At 66.8% G+C, this 11,947-nt stretch carries 13 protein-coding genes; 10 read left to right on the top strand and 3 right to left on the bottom strand.

Annotation, left to right across the window (positions count from 1 at the left end):
* Window positions 1-4: 4 nt before the first annotated feature.
* The 4 genes from JMY28_RS11600 to JMY28_RS11615 all read left to right on the top strand — a co-directional run bounded on the left by JMY28_RS11600 (window position 5) and on the right by JMY28_RS11615 (window position 3,753).
* Window positions 5-1,042 carry an aldo/keto reductase gene (locus JMY28_RS11600; RefSeq protein WP_201696073.1) on the top strand — a complete coding sequence of 346 codons (1,038 nt, stop codon included), beginning with the start codon at window positions 5-7 and terminating at the stop codon, window positions 1,040-1,042.
* A 3-nt stretch (window positions 1,043-1,045) separates the two neighbouring features.
* On the top strand, window positions 1,046-1,933 hold the full coding sequence (locus JMY28_RS11605; protein WP_201696074.1) for an amidohydrolase family protein: 888 nt from the start codon (window positions 1,046-1,048) through the stop codon (window positions 1,931-1,933).
* 157 nt (window positions 1,934-2,090) lie between these two features.
* Window positions 2,091-2,834 (top strand): SDR family oxidoreductase, encoded by a 744-nt coding sequence (locus JMY28_RS11610; RefSeq protein WP_201696075.1) that lies wholly within the window; start codon window positions 2,091-2,093, stop codon window positions 2,832-2,834.
* A 70-nt stretch (window positions 2,835-2,904) separates the two neighbouring features.
* Entirely contained in the window at window positions 2,905-3,753 is an 849-nt protein-coding gene (locus JMY28_RS11615; RefSeq protein ID WP_201696076.1) for an ureidoglycolate lyase, read from the top strand.
* A 95-nt stretch (window positions 3,754-3,848) separates the two neighbouring features.
* On the opposite strand, the gene JMY28_RS11620 is transcribed toward JMY28_RS11615, so the two are convergent.
* On the bottom strand, window positions 3,849-4,283 hold the full coding sequence (locus JMY28_RS11620; RefSeq protein ID WP_201696077.1) for a PaaI family thioesterase: 435 nt from the start codon (window positions 4,281-4,283) through the stop codon (window positions 3,849-3,851).
* A gap of 279 nt (window positions 4,284-4,562) precedes the next feature.
* Between JMY28_RS11620 and JMY28_RS11625 the strand changes: the two genes are divergently transcribed.
* The gene (locus JMY28_RS11625; RefSeq protein WP_201696078.1) at window positions 4,563-6,122 is read left to right on the top strand and encodes a methyl-accepting chemotaxis protein; all 1,560 of its coding nucleotides are present in this window, start codon (window positions 4,563-4,565) and stop codon (window positions 6,120-6,122) included.
* Window positions 6,123-6,186: 64 nt separating this feature from the next.
* Here the strand turns inward: JMY28_RS11625 and JMY28_RS11630 are convergent, their stop codons facing one another.
* Window positions 6,187-7,272, bottom strand: coding sequence for an AGE family epimerase/isomerase (locus JMY28_RS11630; protein WP_201696079.1), 1,086 nt, complete (start codon window positions 7,270-7,272; stop codon window positions 6,187-6,189).
* Window positions 7,273-7,409: 137 nt separating this feature from the next.
* Between JMY28_RS11630 and JMY28_RS11635 the strand changes: the two genes are divergently transcribed.
* From JMY28_RS11635 to JMY28_RS11655, 5 genes are all read left to right on the top strand, one after another.
* A complete protein-coding gene (locus tag JMY28_RS11635; protein ID WP_201696080.1) occupies window positions 7,410-8,096 on the top strand; it encodes an MgtC/SapB family protein in 687 nt (228 codons plus the stop codon).
* A 186-nt stretch (window positions 8,097-8,282) separates the two neighbouring features.
* A complete protein-coding gene (locus tag JMY28_RS11640; RefSeq protein WP_201696081.1) occupies window positions 8,283-9,170 on the top strand; it encodes a hypothetical protein in 888 nt (295 codons plus the stop codon).
* Between the two features lie 199 nt (window positions 9,171-9,369).
* Window positions 9,370-9,525: a hypothetical protein gene (locus JMY28_RS11645; RefSeq protein WP_201696082.1), complete on the top strand. Its 156-nt coding sequence runs from the start codon at window positions 9,370-9,372 to the stop codon at window positions 9,523-9,525.
* Between the two features lie 213 nt (window positions 9,526-9,738).
* Window positions 9,739-10,353, top strand: a complete 615-nt coding sequence (locus JMY28_RS11650; protein ID WP_201696083.1) for a flavin reductase family protein — start codon at window positions 9,739-9,741, stop codon at window positions 10,351-10,353.
* Window positions 10,354-10,447: 94 nt separating this feature from the next.
* On the top strand, window positions 10,448-10,744 hold the full coding sequence (locus tag JMY28_RS11655; protein WP_201696084.1) for a hypothetical protein: 297 nt from the start codon (window positions 10,448-10,450) through the stop codon (window positions 10,742-10,744).
* Here JMY28_RS11655 and JMY28_RS11660 read toward each other — a convergent pair whose 3' ends face one another.
* Window positions 10,745-11,917 (bottom strand): porin, encoded by a 1,173-nt coding sequence (locus tag JMY28_RS11660; RefSeq protein WP_201696085.1) that lies wholly within the window; start codon window positions 11,915-11,917, stop codon window positions 10,745-10,747. It lies immediately after the preceding gene.
* Between the last annotated feature and the right edge of the window lie 30 nt (window positions 11,918-11,947).

An 11,947-nucleotide genomic window follows, 5' to 3' on the forward strand; every position in this document is an offset into this window, starting at 1 on the left:
AGCCATGGCGCAAGAACAGCATCCCAAAGTGGCGCACACGCGCCGTATCGGACGCACGGCGCTCGAAGTAAGCGCATTGGGTCTAGGCACCGCGCCGCTCGGCGGCCTGTATCGCGACCTCTCCGAGGAAGAAGCGCAGGCCACCGTCGATGCCGCGTGGCAAGCCGGCATCCGTTTTTTCGACACCGCGCCGCACTATGGCCACACCAAGGCCGAGCACCGGCTGGGCGCGGCGTTGCGGCGCTATCCACGCAACGAGTTCGTGATTTCCACGAAAGTGGGCCGCCACTTCGTGCCGCGCACGCATCCGTACGACGGCAGCGAGGGCTGGCAAAACCCGCTGCCCTTCGAGGCGATCTTCGACTACACGCGCGACGGCATTCTGCGTTCGTTCGAGGACAGCCAGCAGCGGCTTGGCCTCGTCGAGATCGATATCCTGCTCGTGCACGACATCGGTCGCTACACGCACGGCGAGCGCAACGAGCATTACTGGCGACAACTGAGTGACAGCGGCTTCAAGGCGCTCGACGAATTGCGCAAGGCAGGCGTGATCAAGGCGATCGGCTTCGGTGTGAACGAACGCGAAGTGATACTCGAGGCGATGCAGGAATTCGATATCGACTGCGCGCTGCTGGCGGGCCGCTATACGCTGCTCGAACAGGCGCCGCTCGACGATCTGCTGCCGGCGTGCGAGAAGAAGGGCGTGAGCATTCTGCTGGGCGGCGCGTTCAATTCGGGCATTCTCGCGCACGGGCTGCTTGGCGAACGCAAGTTCAACTACGTCGATGCGCCGCAGGAAGTGGTCGAACGCGTGGCGCGGCTCGATACGATCTGCCGGACCTATGAGGCGCCGCTCGCGGCGGCGGCGCTGCAGTTTCCCTATGCGCATCCGGCCGTGGCGACGGTGCTCAACGGCGCGCGCAGCCCGCAAGAGGTGCGCGAGAACGCGGCCTCGTTCGAGACGAAGTTGCCCCGCGAGTTGTGGCTCGCGCTGCGCGATAAGGGCCTCATCGACCCGCGTGCCCCGCTTCCGCAGGCATAGGCCATGACTACGATCGAGGCGATCGACGCCCATCAGCACTATTGGGACCCCGCTCGCGGAGATTACGGCTGGCTCGCGCCTTCGATGACCGCGCTCTATCGAGCGTTCGGCCCCGCCGATCTCGCGCCGCTGCGCGCGTCGTGCGGCGTGGCGCGCACCGTGGTCGTCCAGGCCGCGCCCACCGTCGAGGAAACGCGCTGGCTGCTCGATCTCGCGCGCAACGAGCCCTCGATTGCGGGCGTGGTGGGCTGGGTGCCGCTCGACGATCCGCACGTAGCCACGCTGATCGCCGAACTCGCGCGCGAGCCTAAGCTGCGCGGCGTGCGCCCCATGCTCCAGGACCTGCCCGACGACGACTGGATCGCAACAGCCGATACCGCGCGCGGCGTGGAAGCGCTCATCGCGCACGGTCTCGCCTTCGACGCGCTCGTTTTCACACGCCACGCGCAAGCGCTCGCCACGTTCCTCGCGCGGCATCCGGGGCTGCGCGTGGTGATCGATCACGGCGCGAAGCCGCCCATCGCGGCTGGCGGCGCAAGCGGCTTCGCGGCGTGGTCGCAGGCCATCACACGCTTCGCACAGTTCCCGCAGGTGCACTGCAAGCTCTCGGGGCTCGCGACCGAAGCCGCGCCTGGCTGGGACGACGCCACGCTTTCGCCATGGGTCGCGCATCTGCTCGCGTCGTTCGGCGCGCAGCGCCTCATGTGGGGCAGCGACTGGCCGGTGCTCAACCTCAATGGCGACTACGAACGCTGGCACGCCAGCGCGCAACAACTCACGAAGACGCTTTCCGCAGACGAGCGCGCCGCCGTATTTGGCGGCAATGCCGCGGCTTTCTATCGGCTCAAGACCGGGCTTAAGACCGGGCTTGGGGCCGATCCAGCCGGTTAGACAACGTCCGCCGAACGCCACGAGGCGCGCCTGCGTCGCCATAATGGCCGTTTGCGTCATCCCGACTTCTTCCCGCGATTTCATCGCTCGATCGCGGCATGGGGCGCCTCCTGCAATATCGGGTATCGCCGTGCCGCGCTTCCAACCGGAGTGGCAGATGGTACAAAGACTGGCCGGCAAGACGGCCTTGATCACCGCGGCGGGCCAGGGCATTGGCTACGCCGCCGCCGAGCTGTTCGCGCGCGAAGGCGCACGCGTGATCGCCTCGGACCTGCGCATCGACGCGCTTTCGGCACTGCCGGTCGAGGCGCGCAAGCTCGACGTGCTCGACGGCGCAGCCATCACCGCGCTCGCGCAGGAACTGGGCACGATCGATGTGCTGTTCAACTGCGCGGGCTTCGTGCACGCGGGCTCGATACTGGAAGCGAGCGAGGAAGATTGGGACTTCGCGTTCGATCTGAACGCGAAGGCGATGTACCGGACCATCCGCGCCTTCCTGCCGGCCATGCTGGCGAAGGGCGCCGGGTCGATTATTAACATGTCGTCGGCGGCGTCGAGCGTGAAGGGCGTGCCCAACCGCTTTGTGTACGGCGCCTCGAAGGCGGCCGTGATAGGGTTGACGAAGGCTGTGGCCGCGGACTTCGTGACGCGCGGCATCCGCTGCAATGCGATCTGCCCGGGCACGGTGTCGTCGCCATCGCTCGAGGAGCGCATCGCCGCGCAGGCGGCGGCGCAGGGCACGAGCGTCGACGCGGCGCGCGCCGCGTTCGTCGCGCGTCAGCCGATGGGGCGCGTGGGCAAGCCCGAGGAAATCGCGGCGCTCGCGCTCTACCTCGCCTCCGACGAATCAGGGTTTACGACCGGCCAGGCGCATGTGATCGATGGCGGATGGTCTAACTAGTTAGCCCCAAAATTTGCTCCCAGGCGATTCTGACCGACTGCAACGCACAGACACACGAGGAACACAGACGATGAAACTGCTTCGCTATGGCCCGAAGGGCCACGAAAAACCGGGCCTGCTCGACGCCGAAGGCCGCATTCGCGCGCTTTCGGGCAACGTGGCCGACATTGCGGGCGATGTGCTCTCCGACGCCGGTCTTGCGCAACTGCGCACGATCGATCCGGAAACGCTGCCGCTCGTCGAAGGCAATCCGCGTATCGGCCCCTGCGTGGGCCATATCGGCAAGATGGTGTGCATCGGCCTGAACTATGCCGACCACGCGGCCGAGTCGGGCATGGCGGTGCCGAGCGAGCCGGTCGTCTTCAACAAGTGGACGAGCGCCATCGTCGGCCCGAACGACGACATCGAGATCCCGCGCGGCTCGAAGAAGACCGACTGGGAAGTGGAACTGGGCGTGGTGATCGGCAAGCACGCGAAGAACGTGAGCGAGGCGGATGCGCTCAACTACGTGGCGGGCTACTGCGTGATCAACGACGTGTCCGAGCGCGAATGGCAGATCGAGCGCGGCGGCCAGTGGGACAAGGGCAAGGGCTTCGATACGTTCGGCCCGACCGGCCCGTGGCTCGTCACGCGCGACGAAGTGGCCGATCCGCAGAACCTCTCCATGTGGCTCGAGGTGGACGGCCATCGCTACCAGAACGGCAGCACGCGCACGATGATCTTCACGGTCGCGAAGCTCGTTTCGTATCTCTCGGAGTGCATGAGCCTGCAGCCGGGCGACGTGATCTCCACCGGCACGCCGCCGGGCGTGGGCATGGGCGTGAAGCCGAACCCCGTATTCCTGAAGCCGGGGCAGACCGTGCGTCTGGGTATCGAGGGCCTGGGCGAGCAGCAGCAGAAGACGCGCGCGGCGGAATAAGCGCGCCTGAAGCACGAAACAGCGCGCGAGGGGAGGCGGGGCAGACCCGCTTCGCCTCGCGCGCTTCGTTTTACGGCGCAAGTCTCTCAGTTCGTCTAACTTTTCTCTTCCGGCCCATTGCCTTCCGGCAGCCGGTTCACCGTCCCTTGCGCAAGGGCCACGAGTTTTTCGTCACCGTTTTCCATCACGTAGACGCTGCACTGGCAAGTGGCCTGGTGCCGCCCCGCGTGCACCACGCGCGCCCGCGCCATGAGCGTGCCCTTCAGTGCGGGGCGCAGATAGTTGATCTTGTATTCCCCCATCACCACCCGCGGCCCGAGCGCCAGCGCCCCGGCGAAGGTCAGCGCGTTGTCGGCGAGATAGCTGATTACCCCGCCATGCACGAAGCCGTGCTGCTGCTTGAGCTCGTCGCGTACCGGCAGCCGCAGGGTCAGCTCGTCGGCCCCCACATGCGTCAGTTCGGTTCCGAGCAGCACGCTGAACGGTTGGGCATGCAAAGCACCGCGCGCGCGATCCACAAGATCTGTCATCGTGGCATTCCCTGGGTCTATCCCCGAGTGGTTTCCTAACCACTCTAGGAAGCATCGGCGTCGAGTCAAGGTGAATCGAACCGGGTCGGCATTTTATTGTTGCGAGAAATGCGGGGAATGGCCGTGCAACCATTGCTGAAATGATCCGTTGCGCATTTTGGGGCGTTTTTTCACGGTTTAGGGCTCAAAAACAGGGTTTGCGTGGCCGTAAACGCAGTGCGGGCCCGAGCGATCACATGCTCGCGCCTCACTCATTCACTGCCATCCCAGGTGTCCCCGATGTTCAGCAAGATCAAGGTCGCATCCGGCCTGTTGTGTGTCCTCGCCGCGTTCTGCGTACTGCAGCTCGTGACCGCAGGACTTGGTTACTGGTCGCTTACGCGCACGCACGACGACGTGGCCGACCTCTCGAAAGTGGCGTTGCGGCAGGCGAGCGCCGCCAACGTCATCACCCAGCAGTTGATGGACGCCCGTATCAATCTCTCGCGCGCGGGCACGCGCATGGTCCGTGGCGGCACGGTGCCGACCGACATGGTCAATCACGCGCGCGACCAGCTCGCCGCCGCCGACACCACGTTCGCAGCGCTCATGGCCGTACCGCCGATCAACGACGACAACCGCGCGCGCGTCGCCGCGCTCGGCGAGCGCTACCAGGTGTACCGCAAGGCGCTGGGCGAGCTGATCGACGACCTCAACGGCAACAATCTGCAAGCCTTCCTCGACCAGCCGACGCAGTCGTACCAGGACGCCTATCTCGCCGAGCTGCATGCCTTCGCGCAATTCAGCTCGGCGGCGAGCCGCGCTTCGCTCGACTCGATCGACTCGCGCCTCGCGCTTTTCCAGGGCGTGGGCATCTTCATCCTGCTTCTGCTGATCGCACTTGCGACCGGCGTGCACTTCGCGTTGCGGCGCGGCGTGGTGGAGCCGCTCGAGGAAGCGGGCCGCCATTTCGACCGTATCGCGCGCGGACGCCTCAACGAGCGTGTCGCCGCGCGCGGCGAGAACGAGATTGGCCGGCTGTTCCAGGGCCTTTCGCTGATGCAGGCCAGCCTGGCTCGTACGGTCCACACCGTGCGGGAAACGGCGGGCTCCATCAATGTGGGCGCCGACGAGATCGCCACTGGCAACGCCGATCTTTCGGCGCGCACCGAATCGCAGGCGGCGTCGCTGGAGCAAACGGCGGCGAGCATGGAGGAATTGACGGGCACCGTGCGCAACACGGCCGACAACGCGCGCGAGGCGAACGCGCTGGCGGAGGCCGCGCTCGACGCGACCGCGCGCGGGGGCGCCGTGGTGGGCGAGGTGGTCGAGCGCATGCGCGGCATTGCGCAAAGCTCGGACAAGATCGCGGAGATCATTGGCGTGATCGACGGCATCGCGTTCCAGACCAACATTCTCGCGCTCAACGCCGCCGTGGAAGCGGCGCGTGCGGGCGAGCAGGGCCGCGGCTTCGCGGTCGTGGCGGGCGAGGTGCGCGGACTCGCGCAGCGCAGCGCGCAGTCGGCCAAGGAGATCAAGACGCTGATCAGCGAGTCGGTTTCGCAGATTCGCGGCGGCTCGGAGCTGGTGGAGCGCGCGGGTGAGTCGATGCGCGAGGTGTCGAACTCGATCTCGCGGGCCACGCAGATGATGGCGGGTATCAGCGCCTCGTCGCTCGAGCAGAGCACGGGCATTGATCAGGTGAATCAGGCCGTCTCGCAGATGGACCAGATGACCCAGCAGAACGCGGCGCTCGTCGAGGAGGCCGCGGCTGCCGCGGCTTCGCTGCATCAGCAGACGCGCCAGCTTTCCGAGGCCGTGGCGGCGTTCGAGATTTCGCCGGCCGTACTGGCGACCTGAGCGGCTTTAACGCCGCAGCGGCGGGCTTGCGCCCGCCTGCCTCGGCGCTTCGCGTTATGACGCCTCAGACGCCCATGCCCTGATAGGCGGTCAAGAGGTGATACGGCGTCGTGGACGGCATGTCCGCGCGCGCCACCTCGCCGTTTGCGCTGCGGCACTCCACCCAGCCCTGCGCCGTGAGAAAGCGCGGCGCGAAGCGCGCGACTTGCGGCGCGAGCGCGGCGCGCACCTCGGCGTCGCCGTGTGTGGCGAGCGCGCGCAAGTATTCCGTCTGCGCCCAGATCCGCTGCGTCGCATCAATCACACGGCCGTGCTCGTCGAGCGCGGCCGCCACGGCACCCGTTTCCGGGTCCACGCCGTGCTTCTGCGCAAAGGCGAAGGCGCGCGCGAGTGCTTCGTCCAGACCCGACGCGCCCAGCCGCGCACCCGCGCGCGTTGCCAGCCAGAACCATTCGAACTGATGTCCGGGCTCGAGGCGGTTGTCCGCCGCGCCGAGCGGCAATTCGGCGATGCAGCCCGTCGGCTCGTGCAGGAAGCCGCGCGCGAGCGCCTCGACGAGACTTGTGATGGCCGTGTCGAACGCGCTGTCGCCGGTCGCTTCGCTCGCGGTGAGCCATGCTTCCGTGAGATGCATGAGCGGATTCTGCAGCGGCGCGCCGGTGACGCTCGCAAAGGAAGCGTCGAGCGCCGCGTTGAGCAGGCCGTCGCGGGCGGCGAAGCGATCGACGATCAGCGAGGACGTTTCGCGCGCGACGTCGAGCGCCTCGGTCACGCCGAAGCGCTGGCCGTACGCTGCGGTCGCGAACACCACGAAGGCGTGCGTGTAGAGGTCCTTGGTGGTGTCGAGCGGCGCGCCGGCTGCGTCGACGCTGTAGAACCATCCGCCGTGCTTCGGGTCCTGATAAGTGTGACGCAGCGTTTCGAAGAGCGTTTGCGCGTGCGCGGCGTCGCCGGCCTGCGAGAAGACGAAGAGCTGGCGGGCGCACGCCATCGCGCGGTAGCGCGTGACGGGCAGCGGCTTCGCGCCGGCGGCATCGAGCGCCTCGTAGGGCAGGCGCAGTGCGGCGTTGAAGCCCGGGCCGCGCCACATCGGCAGGACGACGCGGTCGAAATGCTCGCGCAGGCTGGCTGCGCTCGTAGGTGTGTTCATGGCGAAAAGGTGCGGCGGACCGCGTCACTTCAAAAGAGCAATGCCGGCGATTGTACGCATTCGCAAAATGCGCGGGACATTCCCGCTTGCCGCGGGTCGTACGCGCCCATGACAACAAGACCAGGAGGGTGATAACAATGATCGGAAACTGGGAACTCATTTCGCGGCTGGTGCTGGCCGCCTTGCTCGGCAGCGTGATCGGCTTCGAGCGCGAGCGGCTTTCGTGGGCGGCGGGCCTGCGCACCCACATGCTCGTGAGCGTGGGTTCGGCGCTCATCATGCTCGTCTCCGCCTACGGTTTCGCCGATGTGCTCAAGGAAGACCACGTCGTGCTCGATCCTTCGCGGATGGCGGCGCAGGTCGTCTCGGGTATCGGCTTTCTCGGCGCGGGCTCGATCCTGCTGCGCGGCGAGATCGTGCGCGGCCTCACGACCGCGGCGAGCCTCTGGTCGGTTGCGGCCGTGGGGCTCGCGGTGGGCGGCGGCCTTTATACGGGCGCGATTGCGGCGACGGTCATCATTCTCATCATCCTCGCGGGCATCAAGCCGCTCGAGCGGCGTTTCATCACGTTCCGGCAGCGCCGCCAGCTCACGCTGCTCGTGAGCCGCGGCGCGCTCACGTTTCACTCGCTGCACGGCGCGCTCGGCACGTCGAGCTCGCGCGTGAAGCAATTCGTCGTGCAGCAGAGTGACGACTCACCCGAGCTGGACGAAGTGATGATCACGCTGAGCCGCGTGTCGTCGATGGAGTACGAGGCGATTTGCGCGACGCTGCGCCGCTTGCCCGACGTGAAGGAGTTTCGCGAGGACGGCGCGCCGGGTTGACCTGAGCGGGTTGTCTGGTCGATGCCCGTTGGGTAAGTCGAGGAAGAGCATCTGGCCACGCGTTCTGGCATGCGACAATGCGCGTTCGAACCAGAACACGAGGACGTCGCAAAACGGCCGTGACCGGCCGGCGCGCGACGCGAACCGCATCGCTGACCCATGGCTGATTACGCTGATACCGCATCCTTGAGCTCTTCGCATCCTGAACGCAACGCACCGTGGCAGCCGCGCGCCACATCTGCGTCGTCCAACGTTACTGAATCCCCTGTTGCATTTGAATCCGATGGTCCGCAAGCGCTTGCCGGCGAGGGTCTCGCCGCGGTGGCCGAAGCGGATGCTCCCGTGCGCCAGGGCACGCTGAGCGGCTTCGAAAACCCGGAGGCCGCTCAATCGGCGGCAGCGCACGGCGACGAGGCAAGCGTTGCGAGCCCCGTTGCGGGTGCAACGACTGCGCGCCGCGCGCCGCGAGCGAAGCGTACCGCTGCCCCGGCCGCGGCCGAAGCGGTGGCGCCGAGCTTTGGTGAAGCGCAGGACCCGGCGGCGGCTTTCGTCGCCGAACCGTCGTTCGCCATCGACAATGCTGAGCGCGTCGAACCTGTTGGGCTCGCGCCCGAAGCCGCTCAGACGGCCGCCGATCCGAACACGCTGGCGCAGCGCCTCGACGCGCTTCAGGGCGCGCTCGCGGAGCAGCGCCACATAGCCGCCGCGTCTTCGCGGCAACTCAAGTGGGTCCTCGCTGCCGCCTCAGTGGCGGTGCTTGCATCGGTGGGTTTCGGGATCGCGCAGTCGGTGCGGCTCGACAGCCTCGCAAACGAATCCCGCGCCGATGAGGCGCGCCTCGAGCAGTTCATCCTGAAGCAGCAATCCACGCTCGACGATCTGTCGCAGCGCGTTACCGCGCAAACCGCCGCAGTTGCTGCGGCGGCCGCTGCCGTGGAAACCCCGGCGGCGCCCCCGGCTCGCGCGGTGGTCAAGGCGTCGCCCGCCAAGGCGTCGCCCACGCCCGCGCGCCGTGCCGCGGCGCACTCCACGCGTGCGGCTCACGCTAAAAGCGCCCAGAAAGCCACCCGCTGACCGGCTTCGCCCGCGATCCCGCCCCTGTATCCGAAATCTCGATGCGTTGTTTTGCTGCAACGCATCGATTACGCGCGACCCCATGCGACGGCACGTCGCAGTTTTTTTGCTGCGTTGCACTAGCGTCGTCATAGGGAAAACCCTATAATTCGTTCTGTCTTAGGGAAAACCCTGAACTGCAGCCTAACTGGGAGTCGCCATGAGCTTCATCTTTGCCCTGTTCCAAAAGGTGAGCGACCTCTTCGCGTCGCCGTATCTGCCGATGGATTCGGAATACTCGTACGAAGCGCGTCACCGCGAAGCCGAGCGCGTTCGCCGCTCGCACTACATGCCTTTCGGCGTGCCGCGTGACTGATCGAAGCTGAAGCGCTTCGGACGGCGGGCGCCGTCCAACGCGTTTCTCCGGTCAGACCGCCAGGTCTTCAAACAAGGCCGGCTCTCGAAAGAGAGCCGGCCTTGTTGCGTTTGTGGCAAGCGCGAGTCGACGCTGCCTGGTTGGGCGTGACGGCAAGCGCGCACGGCTCGTGTCATAGTGATGCCGCATCGAAATCGCAACGCCTCACACCCCATGTCCAATACCTACTTCTACGACCCCGCCCAGGGCCACGGCCTGCCGCACGACCCGTTCAAGGCGATCGTCGCGCCGCGCGTGATCGGCTGGATCTCGAGCCGCGCGAGCAACGGCGTGCTCAATCTCGCGCCCTACAGCTTCTTTGGCGCGTTCGCCACCTTTCCGCCGATCATCGGGTTCTGCAGCGAAGGCCGCAAAAACAGCATCAGCAATATCGAGGAGACCGGAGAGTTCGTCTGGAACCTCACGTCGAAGGCGCTGGCGCCGCAGATGAACCGCACCTCCGCGCCGGTCGCCGCCGACGTCGACGAATTCGCGCTCGCGGGCCTGACGGCCGCACCGGGCCGCAGCGTCGCGGTGCCGCACGTGGCCGAGTCGCCGGCCGCGCTCGAATGCAAGCTGCTGCAGATCGTGCGGCTCAAAACGCTGGACGGCACGCCCATGGACAACTGGCTCGCGCTCGGGCAGGTGGTGGGCGTCCATATTCGCGAGGAGTTTCTGAAGGACGGCATCTTCGACACGCGCGCCGCCCAGCCCGTGATGCGCGCGGGCTATCGCGCCGACTACGCGCAGATCGGCGAGATGTTCCAGATGGTGCGGCCGAGCGCGTAAGCCGCTTCGGGCGCGGGCAGGGCGCGGCGTTGCCGCCTCCTGCGCGCCCGCCGATAATGGCCCGACAGCGCGAGGTGCGCGAGGGAGGCAATCGATGCAATCTCCGACGGGATCGGTGGTGGCGCTCAGTTCGGCCGCCTCGACGATGTTTTCGATCGGCATGATCGCGCTGGGCTACTGGGGGCTGCACGAGCCCACGGTCTGGCGCATCGGCGACCGCGTGGTCGTCGGTATTGCGCTCGCGGGCTTCGCGTGCCTCGGCAGCGTGCCCTGGCTCGCCACGTCGCCCGCGAAGCCCAACGACGAATCGCGCTTTCTGATGGCGCGCCGCGCCTTTCTCTGCGGCGCGACGGCCGTGTGGGTGTCGATCGCGCTGTCGCTGGTGTTGTGATCAGAAGCGCGCGCGCAACCCCACCGTGCCGACCACCTGATTGGCCGTCGAGGAAGCGCCGCCCGCCGTGTTGATGAACGCCACGTAGTTGTGCCCCGTGGCGTGCTGATACATCGCCTCGCCGTAGAGATCGGTGCGCTTCGAGAGGCGATACACCACCTGCGCGTTCACCTGGTTCCACTTCGGATCGGCGCCGAACGTGGTCGTGTCGCTCACATGGCCATCCGTGAAGGTGTAGGCGAGACCCAGGCTCCACGCCGGGTTCAACTGATATTTCCCGTTCACTTCGTAATTGTTGAAGCTCATGTCGCCGCCCTGCGAGCCGAACGAGCTGGTGCCCGCGTATTCGCTGCGCGTGAACACGAAGCCCGCCGTGGCCGGGCCGAACGTGTAGTTGACGCCGCCGCCGAACGAACGCAGACGGTTGGCGCCGAGCGCGAAGCCGCCCTTGCCGTTGGCCGTCGATTCCGCGAGATCCACCGCGCCCGGGCTGCTCGCCGTGGCGCCCTGGGTGCCGTTCAGTTGCAGATAACCCGCCGCGATGGCGAGCGGCCCGTTGGTGTAGCTCGCGCCGAAGCTGTAGGCGCGGTTCACGGCGAAGTCGGTCTGGTTCGAGAAGGCATACAACGCGCCGAACTTCAGGCCGCTATACGTGTTGCTCGTGAACTTGACCGCGTTGCTCATGCGCAGCGAGTGGTTCAGGTTGTCGTTGTCGAACGGATGCGCGAAGCCCGTATCGCCGAAGGTGCCCGCCGTGGCCGAAAGCGGTGCGACGAAGTCGACGAGCGAATCGTACTGGCGGCCGAGCGTGAGCGAGCCGAACTGGTCGCTCGCAAGTCCCACGTAGGCCTGGCGGCCGAACATGCGGCCGTCCTGGCCGAGCTTGCCGTTCTGCACGTTGAAGCCGTTTTCGAGCACGAAGACGGCATGCAGGCCGCCGCCCAGATCCTCGCTGCCGCGCAAGCCGAAGCGGCTGCCGTTCACGTTGCCGCTCGTCGCCTGCCAGAGCGCGCCGCCGGACTTGCCGCTCGCGACGTTGTTCGTGTACATGATGCCGGCGTCGATCAGGCCATAGAGCGTGACCGAGCTTTGCGCGTGGGCGGCGGGCGCGGCGAGCGTGCCGAGTGCGCCGAGCACGGCGGCAGCGGTGGTGAGCGAGACGGTGTTCTTCATTCGAGGTTCCTGTAGCGTTGTTGTGTCGTG

Origin of the sequence: Paraburkholderia hiiakae, from assembly GCF_904848665.1 — a bacterium.
In the GTDB taxonomy this organism is placed as follows: domain Bacteria; phylum Pseudomonadota; class Gammaproteobacteria; order Burkholderiales; family Burkholderiaceae; genus Paraburkholderia; species Paraburkholderia hiiakae.